This is a genomic window from Mariniflexile sp. TRM1-10, assembly GCF_003425985.1.
Classification (GTDB): Bacteria; Bacteroidota; Bacteroidia; order Flavobacteriales; family Flavobacteriaceae; genus Mariniflexile.
In genome coordinates this window covers 3,238,961-3,256,815 of the sequence record NZ_CP022985.1, presented here as the reverse complement: position 1 = coordinate 3,256,815, position 17,855 = coordinate 3,238,961, and the positions used below count along the sequence as shown (strand labels likewise).

13 protein-coding genes are annotated in these 17,855 nt (G+C 35.4%); 6 read left to right on the top strand and 7 right to left on the bottom strand.

What is annotated here, in order from left to right:
* Positions 1–300 precede the first annotated feature (300 nt).
* Positions 301–3,756 carry a methylmalonyl-CoA mutase family protein gene (locus CJ739_RS13755; RefSeq protein ID WP_117176304.1) on the bottom strand — a complete coding sequence of 1,152 codons (3,456 nt, stop codon included), beginning with the start codon at positions 3,754–3,756 and terminating at the stop codon, positions 301–303.
* A 145-nt stretch (positions 3,757–3,901) separates the two neighbouring features.
* Between CJ739_RS13755 and purU the strand changes: the two genes are divergently transcribed.
* The 4 genes from purU (at position 3,902) to CJ739_RS20370 (ending at position 6,083) form a co-directional block, all read left to right on the top strand.
* Positions 3,902–4,756, top strand: coding sequence for a formyltetrahydrofolate deformylase (purU, locus tag CJ739_RS13750; protein ID WP_117176302.1), 855 nt, complete (start codon positions 3,902–3,904; stop codon positions 4,754–4,756).
* Between the two features lie 43 nt (positions 4,757–4,799).
* Positions 4,800–5,504: a DUF4197 domain-containing protein gene (locus CJ739_RS13745; protein WP_117176300.1), complete on the top strand. Its 705-nt coding sequence runs from the start codon at positions 4,800–4,802 to the stop codon at positions 5,502–5,504.
* A 121-nt stretch (positions 5,505–5,625) separates the two neighbouring features.
* Entirely contained in the window at positions 5,626–5,817 is a 192-nt protein-coding gene (locus tag CJ739_RS13740; protein WP_117176298.1) for a Lacal_2735 family protein, read from the top strand.
* A 125-nt stretch (positions 5,818–5,942) separates the two neighbouring features.
* Positions 5,943–6,083 (top strand): hypothetical protein, encoded by a 141-nt coding sequence (locus CJ739_RS20370; protein WP_162880217.1) that lies wholly within the window; start codon positions 5,943–5,945, stop codon positions 6,081–6,083.
* Here the strand turns inward: CJ739_RS20370 and pyrF are convergent, their stop codons facing one another.
* Positions 6,084–6,902: an orotidine-5'-phosphate decarboxylase gene (gene pyrF / locus CJ739_RS13735; protein ID WP_117176296.1), complete on the bottom strand. Its 819-nt coding sequence runs from the start codon at positions 6,900–6,902 to the stop codon at positions 6,084–6,086.
* A gap of 99 nt (positions 6,903–7,001) precedes the next feature.
* Complete coding sequence (gene prfA / locus CJ739_RS13730) at positions 7,002–8,078, bottom strand: peptide chain release factor 1 (protein ID WP_117176294.1); 1,077 nt, start codon at positions 8,076–8,078, stop codon at positions 7,002–7,004.
* Between the two features lie 405 nt (positions 8,079–8,483).
* On the opposite strand from prfA, the gene CJ739_RS13720 reads away from it, so the two are divergent.
* Both CJ739_RS13720 and CJ739_RS13715 read left to right on the top strand, forming a co-directional pair.
* The gene (locus CJ739_RS13720) at positions 8,484–9,146 is read left to right on the top strand and encodes an ATP-binding cassette domain-containing protein (protein ID WP_117176290.1); all 663 of its coding nucleotides are present in this window, start codon (positions 8,484–8,486) and stop codon (positions 9,144–9,146) included.
* 214 nt (positions 9,147–9,360) lie between these two features.
* Positions 9,361–10,356, top strand: a complete 996-nt coding sequence (locus CJ739_RS13715; RefSeq protein WP_117176288.1) for a phosphotransferase — start codon at positions 9,361–9,363, stop codon at positions 10,354–10,356.
* 192 nt (positions 10,357–10,548) lie between these two features.
* On the opposite strand, the gene CJ739_RS13710 is transcribed toward CJ739_RS13715, so the two are convergent.
* From CJ739_RS13710 to CJ739_RS13695, 4 genes are all read right to left on the bottom strand, one after another.
* Complete coding sequence (locus CJ739_RS13710) at positions 10,549–13,101, bottom strand: adenosylcobalamin-dependent ribonucleoside-diphosphate reductase (protein WP_117176286.1); 2,553 nt, start codon at positions 13,099–13,101, stop codon at positions 10,549–10,551.
* A gap of 194 nt (positions 13,102–13,295) precedes the next feature.
* The gene (locus CJ739_RS13705; RefSeq protein ID WP_117178993.1) at positions 13,296–14,255 is read right to left on the bottom strand and encodes a DUF3078 domain-containing protein; all 960 of its coding nucleotides are present in this window, start codon (positions 14,253–14,255) and stop codon (positions 13,296–13,298) included.
* A gap of 71 nt (positions 14,256–14,326) precedes the next feature.
* A complete protein-coding gene (locus CJ739_RS13700; RefSeq protein WP_117176284.1) occupies positions 14,327–15,505 on the bottom strand; it encodes an AIR synthase related protein in 1,179 nt (392 codons plus the stop codon).
* A gap of 79 nt (positions 15,506–15,584) precedes the next feature.
* Complete coding sequence (locus tag CJ739_RS13695) at positions 15,585–17,771, bottom strand: glutamine synthetase III family protein (protein ID WP_117176282.1); 2,187 nt, start codon at positions 17,769–17,771, stop codon at positions 15,585–15,587.
* Between the last annotated feature and the right edge of the window lie 84 nt (positions 17,772–17,855).

The window sequence follows — 17,855 nt, the reverse complement described above, 5'->3', positions numbered from 1 at the left end:
ACTACAATTATAAAAACAGTGCTTACTTTAGCTTAAAATTACTAAAATAAACACTGCTTATATTCAATTTAAATTAAACTTAACAGTTGCAATCATTTAACAGTTACAATTACTACATGTACAGTTTTCGCATGTACAATTTTCACATGGACCGCTTTTACAGCTTTCGCAATTACAAGTGCATTCTTTATTTTTCATAATATCTATTTTTAAAGTTCATATAATAGACGAACAAACATTTAAAAAGATGCATTTGTTGCAAAGAATTTTCTCTTTTAATTGAAATTATTTGGCGCTGGTTTACATATTCCTTCTATACTGCCCACCCACTTCAAATAAAGCATTTGTGATTTGTCCTAATGAGCATACTTTACAAACTTCCATTAAAGCTTCAAAAATATTTTCGTTATGAATTGCTTTTTGCTGAAGGTCTTTTAAAAGAGCCTCAGTATCATGAGCACGGTGAAGGTTTTCTAATGTTTTTATTTGAAATTGCTTTTCTTCTTCGGTAGCACGAATAACTTCCACAGGTAAAATCGTTGGTGATCCTTTACTACTTAAAAAGGTATTCACGCCAATTATTGGAAACGCACCGTTGTGTTTCAATGTTTCATAATACAAGCTTTCTTCTTGTATTTTACTGCGTTGGTACATGGTTTCCATAGCACCCAAAACACCGCCGCGTTCGGTAATTCTATCGAATTCCAAAAGAACGGCTTCTTCTACCAAATCGGTTAATTCCTCAATAATAAACGAGCCTTGAATGGGGTTTTCGTTTTTTGCTAATCCTAATTCTTTATTTATTATTAGCTGAATAGCCATTGCTCGACGTACCGATTCTTCGGTTGGTGTGGTAATGGCTTCGTCATACGCATTGGTATGTAGCGAGTTACAATTATCATATATGGCATACAAAGCTTGTAGCGTAGTGCGAATATCGTTAAAATCGATTTCCTGTGCATGTAAACTTCTACCAGAGGTTTGAATATGGTATTTAAGCATTTGAGCACGTTCGTTAGCACCATACTTAAGCTTCATGGCTTTAGCCCAAATTTTTCGGGCTACACGACCTATTACAGCATATTCGGGATCGATGCCATTCGAGAAAAAGAACGATAAATTGGGTCCAAATTTATTAATATCCATGCCACGACTTAAATAATATTCCACGTAAGTGAAACCATTAGATAAGGTTAAAGCCAATTGTGTAATAGGGTTGGCACCCGCTTCGGCAATGTGGTACCCAGAAATAGACACCGAATAGAAATTACGAACATTGTTTTCAATAAAATACTCCTGCACATCGCCCATTAAGCGCAGTGCAAACTCCGTGGAGAAAATACAGGTATTTTGAGCTTGGTCTTCTTTTAAAATGTCGGCTTGCACTGTACCGCGAACTTGCGTAATCGTTTTTGTTTTTATATTTTCGTAAACCTCTTTTGGCAACACTTGATCTCCTGTAACTCCTAAAAGCATCAAGCCCAAACCATTATTTCCTGAGGGCAATTCACCATGATATTTAGGGCGTACCTTACCTTTATAAAGTTTCGCTATTTTGGTTTCAACCTCTGCTTCCAGTCCATTTTCACTGATGTAAATTTCACATTGCTGATCTATGGCTGCATTCATAAAATACCCTAAAAGCATCGGAGCAGGCCCATTAATAGTCATACTAACCGACGTCATGGCATCAAACAAATTAAAACCAGAATACAATTTCTTAGCATCATCCAAACAACAAATACTTACCCCGGCGTTACCTATTTTTCCATAGATATCGGGACGTAAATCGGGGTCACTTCCATAAAGCGTCACACTATCAAAAGCGGTAGACAAACGTTTTGCTGGCAAACCCGCACTTACATAATGAAAACGCTTATTGGTACGCTCTGGACTCCCTTCGCCTGCAAACATGCGCGCAGGGTCCTCTCCCATTCTTTTAAAAGAATATAAACCTGAAGTATATGGGAACGCTCCTGGTACATTTTCTTGCAATACCCATTTTAAAATATCGCCCCAAGCTTGATATTTAGGTAAGGCTACTTTGGGGATTTGTAAATGCGAAAGCGACTCTGAATGGGTGTCTATTTTTATGTCTCTTTCACGAACTTTAAATGTGTAAACAGGTTGCTTATATGTATTTACTTTTTCATCCCAACCAATGATAATTTCCCAATTATAGGGATCGAGATTTAGTTTTACTCGGTTGAATTCCTTAAACAATAGAGCTAAAAAGTTTTTATCATTGTCATCCTGAACTTGTTTCAGAACCCCATCATAATTTAAACCCAATTTATCTAAGAAAGACGTCTCGACTGCGCTCGACGGGACATTGACTACTGAACAAATAGTTTTATAAATACCGTAAAGCCTTTGTGCGACTTCAACTTGTTCGTTTGCTTTAGCATCATACGCCCGATTGTTCTCGGCGATTTCAGATAAATAACGCGTTCTTGACGGGGGAATAACAAAAATCTTTTCACTCATTTCATTTGAAATGGTGAAGGTTGACTGTAAATCTGCCGACGTTTTTTCAACCAACTTATCCATAACCGCTTTGTAAAGCGTATTCATTCCTGGGTCGTTAAATTGCGAAGCAATCGTACCAAAAACCGGTAACTGTTCTTGAGGCACATCCCAAAGATTGTGATTACGCATGTACTGTTTTTTCACATCACGCAACGCATCTAAAGCTCCGCGCTTATCAAATTTATTTATAGCTACTAAATCGGCAAAATCAAGCATATCAATTTTTTCCAACTGAGTTGCAGCACCAAATTCTGGCGTCATAACATATAATGACACATCGCTATGCTCTATGATTTCGGTATCCGATTGTCCAATTCCAGAAGTTTCTAAAACAATTAAATCATATTCGGCAGCTTTCAGTACTTCAATAGCCTCATGTACATATTTTGACAAAGCCAAATTAGATTGACGTGTCGCCAAACTACGCATATAAACGCGTGGATGGTTTATGGCATTCATACGAATCCTATCGCCTAAAAGCGCTCCACCTGTTTTTCGTTTTGAAGGGTCTACCGAAACAATTCCAACCGTTTTTTCAGGGAAATCAACTAAAAATCGTCTTACCAATTCATCTACCAAACTAGATTTTCCTGCACCTCCAGTTCCGGTTATTCCTAATACGACTCCACCTAACTTCTCCGAAGAAGAGGAACCTGTTGGTTTAAAAATTTCCGTAAACTCTTGATGTCTATTTTCAGCTAAACTGATTAATCTCGCAATGGTATTGACCTCTTTATTTTTTAAAGATGTTTCCATTCCTTTCCCTTTGGGAAGGATTAGGGATGGGATAGCACTATCCGATTGCTTCACCAAATCGTTAATCATACCTTGTAAGCCCAACTCACGACCATCATCTGGTGAATAAATTCGAGCTATGCCATATGCCATTAGCTCTTTAATCTCGGAAGGCAAGATAACACCACCACCACCACCAAAAATTTTTATATGCTCTGCACCCTTTTCCTTTAACAAATCAAACATGTATTTAAAATACTCCATGTGTCCGCCTTGATATGAGGTTAAGCAAATAGCATTAACATCCTCTTGAATGGCCGTATTTACCACTTCCTCCACGCTTCTATCATGCCCTAAATGAATCACTTCCACACCTGTCGCCTGAATAATACGACGCATAATATTTATGGATGCATCGTGTCCATCAAATAAAGATGCCGCTGTTACAATTCTAATTTTATGCTTGGGGTTATAAGCTGCTATCTGCATCATTTTTAAAAATATTGATATATACGGTTCAAATTTACGAAATATTCAAAAAAACACACCATTTACAGACGATTATCTAAAATTATAATCACTCATTATACGTATCTAATTTTTAGGTTAATTTTGGACTTAAATTATTTTAAACCAAATGCAAAAGATTACTATTTTAATTCATTGTAAAGACCGTCCGAATATCATTGCTTCCGTAACTAATTTTATTGCCGAAAAACAAGGTAATATTGTTTACATAGACCAGCATGTTGATAGAGAACAAAACATCTTTTTTATGCGTTTAGAAAGTGAATTTATTCATGAATCTTTTACTGCTGATGGTTTTAGAGAGGCATTTAAAAATACATTAGCTGATACTTTTGGAATGAAATGGCGTATTTACTCTTCGGCAAGAAAACCTAAAATGGCCTTGTTTATTTCTAAATACGATCATTGTTTATATGATTTATTGGGGCGTTACAATTCCGGAGAACTCAATTTGGAAATCCCTTTTATAATTAGTAATCATTTAGATTTAAAACCGATTGCCGATAGTTTTAAAATTCCTTTTTTCCATATTCCTGTTACCAAAGACACAAAGGAAGAAGCGGAGCAAAAGCAATTGGAAATATTAGAAAAATATCAAATTGATTTTATTGTTTTAGCAAGGTACATGCAAATTATTCCTGAAAAAATAATTGCTAGATATCCTAATAAAATAATCAACATTCACCATTCATTTTTACCTGCTTTTGTGGGTGCAAAACCATACCATTCGGCATTTAAACGCGGTGTAAAAATTATTGGTGCTACTAGCCATTATGTGACCGAAGAATTAGATGCGGGCCCTATTATCGACCAAGGCGTTACCCGTGTGTCGCATTCACATTCTATTGAAGACTTAATCGCCAAAGGGCGCGATTTGGAAAAAATAGTATTGGCCAACGCAGTTAAACTGCACACTAACAGGAAAGTCATGGTTTATAATAATAAGACTGTTATTTTCTCGTAATTACCTATATTTACCATCCTTACAAACCCCAAATTAAAAAACCATGATTCGTAAAATTTTAGTAGTCCTTTTAGTTTTAAATATTACTGCCTGTGCAGAATTACAACAAGTTGTTAATCAATTACCACAAGGTGTAGGTATAGGAAATGATGAAATTGCCGCGGGTTTAAGACAAGCCTTGGATTTTGGTATTGAAAAACAAGTTACAAAGCTGACTCAAACCGATGGGTTTTATAAAAATGACTTGGTTAAGATTTTATTACCCGAAGAATTACAAAAAGTCGATAAGGGTCTTAGAGATATTGGCTTAAGCAAATTAGCCGATGAAGGCTTAAAAGCACTAAACAGAGCTGCCGAAGATGCCGTTAAAGAAGCAACCCCCATCTTTGTTGACGCCGTGAAAGGCATAACTTTTGCCGACGCCAAAAACATATTATTAGGTAAAGACGATGCAGCAACCCAATATTTAAACAGTAAAACCCAAACCGCTTTATACGCAAAGTTCAATCCTGTAATAAAAAATTCGTTTAGTAAAGTGGGTGCCGATAAAATTTGGACCAATCTTATAAATAAGTATAACAGCATTCCTTTTACTGCGGATGTTAATCCTGACTTAACAGATTATGTTACTAATGAAGCTCTAAAAGGTGTTTATACCATGATTGCTGTTGAAGAGAAAGAAATTCGCAACAATATATCGTCTAGAACGACCGTTTTATTAAAGAAAGTGTTTGCACTGCAAGATTAAAAGGCATAAAAAACAGCCTTGTTTATTGATTTTTTTCTAGTGGTTGAAAAATAAATTAAATATTTTTTCTCATTTATGAATAAAAAATGTATATTTAATTAACTGTTATTCAGTAGTATATATGAGTACCAATGATATCATAAAAAATCGTCAAAAAAAACTCGATGAGCGATATAAAGAGCTGATGGAGCAGGCATACAATTTCCGTCAAACAGATTCAGAGCTTAGTGATCTTGCCGAATTCCGTGCCATGAGATTACTTAACAAGTTAAATACCCTTCGATATTTTTCAAGAAATCAAGTAAAATCTTAATCTAAAGAATTCCCAAGGGTTGTTCGTTTCAAGAAATTTGTTTATTTCCACTTTTTTATTAATTCTTTAACTTTTTAGTTACGTCTAAAACCCATAAACTTCCGTACTTTATATAAAAAAGAAGTATGAGTCCACATTTTTGTAAAGTTGGCAGAATTAAACCCAACCTAAACAAGCTAATTAGTCTAAAGGAATTTGAAAAAAAAATATCAAACTTTGTAGAAGACACCCATAAAGTTGATTACCCGAATTCCGTAAACGGATGATTACTGTTTAGATAAAATAGTTTGCATTTCTTGCTGAAGTTCTAATGCTTTAGCTGCTGCGACTTGCGCAAAATCTTCGTTGTTGGATGCATAAATAATACCTCTTGAAGAATTGATTAGCAAACCAACCTGGGCATTCATCCCATATTTGCAAACGTCTTGTAAATTACCACCTTGCGCCCCAACTCCGGGCACCAATAAAAAACTATCTGGAATAATGTTTCTAATAGCTGCTAAATATTCTGCCTTAGTAGCACCAACTACATACATTAAATTTTCAGCATTTTTCCAAGTTCTTGAGGTTTCTAAAACTTGTTTGTATAATTCCTTTCCATCAACCGTTTTCGTTTGAAAATTGAATGCCCCCTCGTTTGAGGTTAAAGCCAATAAAATAGTATGCTTGTTTTCAAACGCTAAAAAAGGCTCCACGGAATCTTTTCCCATATATGGCGCCACCGTAACCGAATCGAATGCTAGATCCTCAAAAAAAGCTTTAGCGTACATGGTACTGGTATTGCCAATATCGCCACGTTTAGCATCGGCAATGGTGAAAATATCTGGATGGTTTTCGTTTATATAATTGATGGTTTTTTCCAAGGCTTTCCATCCTTTTAAACCATAGGCTTCATAAAATGCCGTGTTTGGTTTATAAGCAACGCACAATTGATGGGTTGCATCTATAATCGCTTTATTGAAAGCAAAAATAGGGTCTTCTTCTTGTAATAAGTGCGGTGGGATTTTATCCAAATCAACATCCAGACCTATGCATAGAAAGGATTTCTTTTGTTTGATTTGGGTTGTTAATTGGTTTGTTGTCATTCCTCCTTAATCCTCCAAAGGAGGAAACTGTTATGTGCTTGCTACTACTTATTTTATTCTTCTGAGTGTCTTTCCCTTTGGGAAAGAGTCAGATAGGGACTAAATCACATCACTATTAGCTTTTAACTTTTCAGTGTTCTCGGCTAATTGTAATTCGTCAATAATTCTTTGGATGTCACCATTTACAATATTCGATAAATCGTAAAGTGTTAAGCCAATTCTATGGTCGGTTACACGCCCTTGCGGGTAATTATAGGTTCTAATCTTGGCACTTCTATCGCCTGAAGATACCATAGAACCACGTTTTACAGCGTCTGCTTCATTTTTCTTGGCCAGCTCCATTTCATATAAACGCGAACGTAATACCCTAAATGCTTTTTCTTTATTTTTATGTTGCGATTTTTGATCTTGACACTGCGCCACCAATCCGGTTGGTAAATGCGTTAAACGCACTGCCGAATAGGTTGTATTTACCGACTGACCACCAGGACCCGATGAACAGAAAAAATCAATTCTAACTTCCTTTGGATTAATCTCCACATCAAATTCCTCGGCTTCTGGAAACACCATAACAGTTGCAGCGCTGGTATGTACACGCCCTTGGGTTTCGGTTTGTGGCACACGTTGTACACGGTGTACGCCTGCTTCAAATTTTAAAGTGCCATATACATCTTCGCCCGTTACTTCAAATTGTATTTCTTTAAAACCACCGTTGGTGCCTTCGCTAAAATCTACCGTATCTACTTTCCAACCTTTACTTTCACAGTATTTGGTGTACATTCTAAACAAATCACCCGCAAAAATACTTGCTTCATCACCACCAGTTCCGGCGCGTAATTCTACCACGGCATTTTTAGTATCTTCGGGGTCTTTAGGTATTAAAAGGAATTTTATTTCGTCTTCCAGTTTAGGAATGCGGTCTTTGGCTTCTTCATACTGCATTTTAGCCATGTCAACCATTTCGGGATCGCCACCTTCAGAAAGAATAGCTTCAGCTTCAGCTAAATTATTGGTCACCTCAATGTACTCATCACGTTTGCCAATAAGTACTTTAAGGTCTTTATATTCTTTGTTTAATGCAATGTAACGCTTTTGATCAGTCATGATATCGGGTTGAATGATTAAATCACTCACCTCATCAAAACGTTGTTTTACTATTTGTAACTTGTCTAACATCTACCTATTTAAATTGTGGGGCAAAAATACGATAATTTATGAATTCTATATATTATAACTTTTATCTTATAATTGAATACTGAAAATATTCTTAATTTTAAGTCGTTATCTATATGCTATGCAACAATTAACTCCCATATTTCACTTCTACAAGCCCTTTTTATTTTGGTCGTTTGGATTAAGTATATTCCTGTTCGTACTTTTGGGTAATTATATGTCCTTAGTAATTATAGCAAAAATTTTCTTGATTCTATTCTTGGCATATTTTATTAATGAATCTTCTTTCAAACAAAAACTAATATTCTATAAAAATTTAGGCATTTCTACCTTCAAATTATTTTTTATATTTTTTATCATCGATGCTTTTTTAACCATTTCCCTACTTTCAACTATAAAGGCATTTATATGATTTTGGAGATAGATAACGTAGAACTGTATTTTAAAGAAAAACGCATTTTAAATGGTATTTATTTAAAAGCTGAAACGGGAAAAACAACAGGTATTTTAGGAGGTAACGGTTGCGGAAAAAGCTGCTTATTAAAAATTATTTTTGGGACATTAAACCCCAAATACAAATTAATAAGAATAAACAGCAAACCCATTTTAAAACCGCTTTATCAAACCAAATTAGTATCTTATTTACCTCAACATCATTTTATACCAAATAGTCTAAAGACAAAAACAGCTTTCAAACTCTTTAACGTAGATTGGATTGATTTTATCAATAGCTTTCCATCATTCGCTTTATTTGAAAACTTAAAGTTCAATAGACTTTCTGGTGGCGAACGTCGCGTTGTTGAAGTCTATTTAATATTAAAATCCTCAAGTAAAATCGTGTTGCTAGATGAACCCTTTTCCCATATAGCGCCTTTATATATTGAAAAAATAACCTCTTTAATTGAGATTGAAAACCATCAAAAAGCGATTATAATAACAGACCATATGTATCAACATATCGTTGGTGCCTCGAACTCCATTTACCTTATAAAAAATGGTTGTTCGAAATATATTGAAAACCTAAAAGAACTTGAGGATTATAAGTATGTAAGTATGGGGTCTATCGATTAAAAAATAATCTTTCACCACTATCGCGGGCGTCTCACTCGTGACGGCATAAAAAAGTAAAGAGAGTAAGCTATGAGAGTAAATTAAGTCCTTATTAACGTAAAAAAAGCCAATGTTAGCTTTTTAATGGCACAGTAAAATGCTTATGTTAGCGGGGAACTACGGGTTTCTGTAAAAACTGATTTTATCAATGAACAATCAATTTAATAATTAAAGAATGACAACATTCCCAGTTACAAATTCTATTCTTTCTGCAAAAGAATTAGGTGCATTTACAAAAGATAACTATCCATTGAATGGGAATTTCAATTGTGAACTATTTAGAACCGGAATGAATCACACTTATTTTCTTTCCGACAACGAAACAAAATATGTTTTAAGAGTTTACAGTCATAATTGGAGGTCAAAATCTGAAATTATTGAAGAAATAGAACTTTTAAATTTATTAAGAGAGAATAATTTAAGTGTTTCTTTTCCCATTCAAGATAAAAACGGAGAATTCATTCAAATAATAAATGCACCAGAAGGAATTAGATACGTCGTACTTTTTTCGTTTGCGCAAGGAGACAAAGTTAGATTTACTGATAAAGAGACTTGTTTTTCAATTGGCTCACTAACGGCTAAAATTCACAACCTTACTTCAAACAGAACCATCGACCGAATTTCTTATAACTACGAATCACTTTTAGAGTTACCTTATGAACATTTAAAAAAATTCTTTTCAGAGAAATTGCCAGAAATGGAATTCATCAGAGAGATTGGTGGGTTCTTTCAAAAAACTGATTTTGAAAACATTCAAAAGGGAGTTGTTCATATGGATGTTTGGTATGATAATATGGCGGTGACAAATGAAAAAGAAATTACAATTTTCGACTTTGATTTTTGTGGAAATGGCGCACAAATTTTAGACGTTGGCTATTTTTGCAAGCAATTATTTCACATTGAACCCGACAAGAAAGAATATGAACTGAAAATGAAACATTTTTTGGAAGGCTATCAAAGCATTAGACTTTTATCCGACAATGAATTGAAATTAATTCCTAAAGCAGGATTAGCTGTTTTTGTTTTTTATCTTGGTGTCCAAGCACAAAGGTTTGACTGGTCGAATATCTTTTTATCTGAAAATTATCTTAAAATGTTCTATGTAGGAAGACTAAAATCTTGGATTGAATACAATAATATCGAAAAAATAACTGCGGATAATTCCTTATAAATTAATTACTAATACAATTCTGTTTACGGAAGTACTCGCAGATCCCCTATTCGGTTTATATTACTGATTAGTTACTTAAGCTGCGAAAACGAGTCGATACACTATATCTTTAAACAAACATGCCAATATTCAAAAACCAAAAAGGAAGCCAATCATAAATCAACTTCCTTTTTCTAATCATTATTAAAAATATTATCCACACTTAGAAGACCCGCAATCCTTACAGGTTAAGCAGCCTTCTTGGTATATTAAATTCTCCGATTTACAAGTATCGCAGGTTTGTCCTTTTACTTGGGTGCCATCTTCAACATAACGTTTTAAAGCACGCACTACCCCATTTTTCCACGTGTTAATAGATTCGCTATCTAGTTGTAAACTATTGATTAAATCGACAATTTTATCGATGGGCATCCCGTGACGCAGGGTGCTTGAAATAAGCTTGGCATAGTTCCAGAACTCTGGGTTAAACTTATGCGATAAGCCTTCTATAGTGGTTTTATAGCCTCTTATGTTTTTATACTGAAAATCATAACGAGACGTACCATCTTCATTTCTATTTTTAATTATTAAGCCTTCGTTTACCCAACGTGGTATTAAAATACCATCTTCATCATCGGCTAAACCAGTGAAAATCTCATAAGGCCTGCCTTCTATCAACCCTATAAAGGCAATCCATTTTTCTTTGCTATTTTGAAAGCGAACGACATCAGCTTCTAAGATTTGCGGACGTTTTACAGGAAAAGGCGTTAAGGATTCTTGCTGCTTGTCTTCTTTCTCATCATTAGCAATTAGCACACCCGAACGCGAACCATCCCTATAAACGGTTACGCCTTTGCAACCTACTTCCCATGCTTTTAAATACAAGGCACCAACTAAATCTTCAGTTGCATCGTTAGGCAAATTAATGGTGACACTTATGGAGTGGTCTACCCATTTTTGTATAGCGCCCTGCATACTTACCTTGCTTAACCAATCCACATCGTTGGATGTTGCCTTATGATAAGGTGATTTTTTAATTAATTTATCAATCTCTTTTTGGGAATAATTTTTAGAAGTATCCATGCCGTTTATTTCCATCCATTGCTTGAAACGATGGTGGAATACCACATATTCTTCCCAAGAATCACCTACTTCATCAACAAAATCTATACGTGCTTCTTTATCGTTTGGATTTACTTTTCTTCTTCGTTTATAAACGGGCAAAAATACAGGTTCGATACCTGATGTGGTTTGCGTCATTAAACTAGTGGTTCCCGTTGGAGCAATGGTCAACAAGGCTATGTTGCGTCTGCCATATTCCAACATTTCATAATACAGTTGACTGTCGGCATCTTTTAAACGTTGAATAAACGGATTGTTTTTTTCGCGTTCTACATCAAAAACCAAAAACGCACCGCGCTGCTTAGCCAAATGTACCGAACCTCTATATGCTTCAATGGCAATGGTTTTATGAACTTCTAATGAAAAGGCGTTACCTGCTTCACTTCCATATTTAATTCCTAAAGCGGCTAACATATCACCTTCAGCAGTGATGCCAATACCGGTTCTTCTACCTTCTTGGGCTTTCTTTTTTATGTTAATCCATAAGTTACGCTCGATTGCTTTTACCTCGTCCGACTCTGGATCTTCATCTATTTTAAGAAGGATATTATCAATTTTCTCCAATTCCAAATCGATAATATCATCCATAATACGTTGTGCTGCCGCTATGTGTTTTTTAAATAAATCGAAATCAAAACTAGCCTCTTTTGTAAATGGATTTTCGACATAAGAAAATAAGTTAATGGCTAACAATCTACAAGAATCATAAGGGCACAGCGGAATTTCACCACATGGGTTTGTAGAGACCGTTTTATAACCTAAATCGGCATAACAATCGGGCACAGATTCATTAATGATCGTGTCCCAAAACAAAATACCGGGTTCGGCAGATTTCCAAGCATTATGTACAATTTTTTTCCATAAGGAATTAGCATCAATGGTTTTTGACACTTTTGGCTGACTACTAAAGATTGGATATTTTTGGGTATATTCAGTATCATTCTTAACCGCTTCCATAAAAGCATCGTCTATTCTAACCGATACATTGGCGCCCGTAACTTTGCCCTGCTCTAACTTGGCGTTTATAAAATCTTCTGAATCTGGATGATTAATGGAAACCGACAGCATAAGCGCACCTCGCCTACCATCTTGTGCAACTTCCCTAGTTGAATTTGAATAGCGTTCCATAAAAGGAACAATGCCCGTAGATGTCAATGCTGAATTGTTTACCGGAGAACCTTTAGGACGTATATGTGACAAATCGTGACCAACACCTCCACGACGTTTCATAAGTTGCACCTGTTCCTGGTCAATTTTCATGACGGCTCCATAAGAATCGGAATCCCCCACATTTCCAATAACAAAACAATTTGAAAGTGATGCGATTTGATATGGATTACCAATTCCTGCCATGGGGCTACCTTGGGGAACGATGTATTTAAAGTCCTTAATTAAATCGAAAATGGCCTCTTCAGATAGCGGGTTTGCATATTTTTTTTCAACTCTTGCTAATTCTTTAGCAATACGTTGATGCATGTCGTTTGGGGTTAACTCATAAATATTCCCTTCAGAATCTTTTAGGGCATATTTATTTAACCATACACGTGCAGCAAGATCATCTTGATTGAAATAACTTAAGGAAGCATTGAAAGCTTCATCTTGCGAATACGTTTTGGGTGGGGTTTTGGCGACTTCTTGATTCATTTTGTTTTATTTATGGAGATTAAATGTTATTACTAATAACAGCCATAAAGTAACAAAAAAAATAAAACTTAAAACATGATAAATGTCATAAAGTTTACAAAGCATTTATATTAAATAACTGATTATCAATTATTTAATTATTTATTAACATTAAAAAGTTAACAAATTTTCAAAGTCAGCATTAAACAAACAATTTAAAAATCAACTGCAAAACCAATACCTAGAAACTGTTTCCATTGCACTTTGGCCCCAGCCTCATCGGTCTCTCCTTCAATCTCCGATGGTATGATAGTTTTAATATCATCGTCATATCTTAAATGAGAACCAAGTGTTGCTTTTATAAAATGATTCACTTTAAAATCGAAGTCAATTCTCCAATCAACATCTACATTTCCAAAGTTATTTATGTAATCGGAATAAAGACTTACCTGCTGCTTTACCTTAATGTTTGTGGCGACTTCCATTTCGTAGCTATTATTTACCAAAACACCTACTTCTTTTCTAACACGTTTCCCTGGAACAATAACATTACCTTCACTATCTAAAACAGCAGGCGTAACACCAAACTTTCCTTCATTTGCCAAATTTTCATCTAATACAAATGTTGCTTTTAATGTTAGTGGCGAAAAGTAAAATGACAATTGCTCTATATTTTTACCATATTCCATTCCACCCCCAAAAAACAAATACCCCGGAGCCATCAATCTTGAAATCGGCATGTCTTTATCCGGATATCTATAACCGTTTGCCAATTGGGTTCTAAAATTAAGTTTTGCTGAATAGTACCAATTTGAAATACTATCTGGCTTGAAACCAATATCTGAATTCAGCTCAAACAAATCCTCGGTTTTTCTCAGCTCTCTGTCTTGTTGTTTATTAACACCATAATTAATTACAACATCGTTTCGCCATGAAAAATACTTATCGGTATAATTGGCCGAAGATTCCATTCCTAAAAGACCAGAAATAGAATTAGTACCTCCGGAATTCCAGTTAACAAAGGCGACTTCGCTTAAACTTACTGAAGCTTTATTTTTTTGGACCCATACGGGGCCATCATATTTTGCTGCTTTTGTTCTTAAAAATAAAGTGTCTGGTTGAGATTGTACAAGCTGAAAAAAGAAACAAACAGCTACTAATAAAACGTGCTTCATAATGTAAAGTTGGTTTTGATAAATTACATTTTTATCAATAATCATTCCGTTTTAGCGAAAAAGACGGAAATCTAATATGTAAACTCCCCAAACTCACTTTTTATTGTAAGCTTTTTAGTTTTTGATGCTTCAACACGACCAATAATTTTAGCATCAACATTAAATGCTTTTGATATATTAATGATGCTTTCTGCAATTTCCGGCGACACATACAACTCCATTCTATGCCCACAGTTAAACACTTGATACATTTCCTTCCAATCGGTTTTCGATTGTTCTTGTATTAACTTAAACAGCGGTGGAATAGGAAACATATTGTCTTTAATAATATGAAATTCATCAATAAAATGAAGAATTTTGGTTTGCGCCCCACCTGAGCAATGCACCATACCGTGAAGTTTATCGCTTTTAAATTCCGATACTATTTTTTTGATGATTGGCGCATAGGTCCGTGTTGGAGATAAAACAAGTTTACCAGCATCTATTGGAGAATCTTTAACAGCATCTGTTAATTTCACATTTCCTGAGTACACCAAATCTTCCGGAACCGACGCATCAAAACTTTCAGGGTATTTATGTGCTAAATAGGTGTTAAAAACATCATGACGTGCAGAGGTCAATCCGTTGCTACCCATACCGCCATTATAGGCTTTTTCGTAAGTTGCTTGCCCATAACTCTCTAACCCTACAATGACATCGCCTGCTTTAATATTGGCGTTATCAATAACGTCGCTGCGCTTCATACGTGCAGTTACGGTGGAATCGACTATGATGGTGCGCACTAAATCACCCACATCAGCTGTTTCGCCACCTGTGGAATGAATGGTCACACCGAAATTCCTTAATTCGGAAATCAATTCTTCAGTACCATTAATTATCGCTGAAAGCACTTCGCCTGGGATTAAATTTTTATTTCTCCCGATGGTTGATGACAGCATGATATTATCGGTCGCACCAACACATAATAAATCGTCAATATTCATAATTAACGCATCTTGTGCAATGCCTTTCCAAACAGAAATATCACCAGTTTCTTTCCAATACATATAAGCAAGGGAAGATTTTGTTCCTGCACCATCTGCATGCATAATCAAACAATAATCGTCGTCATTTGTCAAATAATCCGGAACTATTTTACAGAATGCTTTAGGAAACAATCCTTTATCGATGTTCTTTATAGCGTTGTGAACATCTTCTTTTGATGCAGAAACGCCACGTTGCGCATAGCGTTTAGAAACTTCTTGACTCATAGTATGATATTGAGGTGCAAAGTTAATTTTTTGAATTAAAAAATCCCGCTTTTTACAGTGGGATTTTGAAAATTACATTTTATCGGGTAAATAAAAGCTCACGGTATTTTGTTAGTGGCCAAATTTCATCGTCTACCAATAATTCCAACTTGTCACAGTGCTTACGGATATCATCAAACAAAGGCTTTACTTGGTAGCAATACGCCAAGGCTTTATCTTCTATGTTTTCTATGGTATTGGCTTTCCTGCGCTCATCGGTCATTTTGGTAACGTTCGCATTGATAGCTTCAATATGGCTTGAAATGACTTGAATTAAATTAATTTGTTCTTGTGATACTTTTTTGTAGTTGTCTTCAAAAATTTCTTTTAAGCCTTTTACATTCTCAATTAAAATATTTTGATATTTAACTGCGGTTGGCACGATGTGGTTGCGAGCAATATCACCTAACACACGTCCTTCAATTTGAATGTGCATAATGTAGGCTTCCATTTCTATTTCATAACGTGCTTCAGATTCTATTTTACTCATCACATTCATGTCTTCAAATAATGCGATTGATTTTTTTGAGATTTTAGCTTTTAAAGCTTCCGGGGTATTTTTATTATTGCTTAAGCCACGTTTTTTAGCTTCATCTTCCCATTCTTTTCCATAGCCATTTCCTTCAAACAAAATCGCTTTTGTAGATTTTATATATTCTCTCAACACATTAAAAACGGCCTCATCTTTTTTTAATTCTTTTTTATCAATTAAAGCATCTACTTCTTTCTTAAAATCTATTAATTGCTTGGCCACAATCGTATTCAAAACCGTCATTGGATTGCCGCAATTTGCTAAAGACCCAACAGCTCTAAATTCAAACTTATTCCCTGTGAAAGCAAAAGGCGATGTTCGGTTTCTATCTGTATTATCCAGTAAAACGTCTGGTATTTTACCAACAACATTAAGTTTAAGCTCTGTTTTTTCCTCTGGTGAAAGCTTTCCTTTTGTTACGCCTTCCAGTTCTTCTAAAACCTTGGTTAATTGCTCACCAATAAAGACTGAAATAATTGCAGGAGGCGCTTCGTTTGCACCCAGCCTGTGGTCGTTACTTGCCGATGCTATAGATGCCCTTAACAATGCTTCGTTTTCGTGAACCGCTTTTATAGTATTAATAAAAAAGGTTAAAAACTGGAGATTGCTCATCGGGGTTTTTCCTGGCGCTAATAAATTGACTCCCGTATCGGTTGAAAGCGACCAATTATTATGCTTACCCGAACCGTTAATGCCGGCAAATGGCTTTTCGTGTAACAACACTTTAAAATTATGACGTGAAGCAACCCTGCCCATAATATCCATCAATAAGGAATTATGGTCTACCGCCAAATTAGCTTCCTCAAAAATTGGCGCTAATTCAAATTGGTTTGGTGCTACTTCATTGTGACGTGTTTTAACAGGAATCCCTAAAAGCATGCATTCCGTTTCCAGTTCGCGCATAAAGTTCAATGCTCTGTTTGGGATAGATCCAAAATAATGGTCGTCTAACTGTTGGCCTTTTGCGGAAGAATGTCCTAATAAGGTTCTCCCTGTCAAGGTAATGTCTGGTCTACTGGCTGCCAACATTTTATCGATTAAAAAATATTCCTGCTCCCAACCTAAAGACGAGGTTACCTTTTTTACATTTTTATCAAAATACTTACAGACATCGGTGGCTGCATTATCCACCGCATTTAAGGCTCTTAATAGTGGCGTTTTATAATCTAATGCTTCACCTGTGTATGCCACAAATATCGTTGGAATACAAAGTGTTGTCCCATATATAAATGCAGGCGATGTAGGATCCCAAGCGGTATAGCCTCTAGCTTCAAATGTATTTCTAATACCGCCACTTGGAAAACTGGAAGCATCAGGTTCTTGTTGCACCAATTGGTCACCTCCGAATTTTTCAATGGCCATACCATTACCTATGGTTTCAAAAAAAGCGTCATGTTTTTCGGCAGTTGTTCCAGTTAATGGTTGAAACCAATGCGTGTAATGCGTCACCCCTTTTGATAATGCCCAATCTTTCATGGAAGACGACACTTGGTCTGCGATATTTCTATCAATTTTTTTACCAAATTGAATAGCATTCATAACACCAATAAAGGCATCTTTGGTTAAATATTGGCGCATGGTATTTTCATTAAAAACGTTTTTTCCAAACAAATCGGAACGACGCTCTTTCTCTTCAACCAACACAGGCTTATTGGCAAGCGATTCTTTAATAGCATGAAATCTTAAAGTAGACATTGGCTCTTATTAATTTAAGTTATTGATTTTTTTTACAAAAGTAATAATATCGTAAATATAGCATAAACAATATGTTTTCTTTGT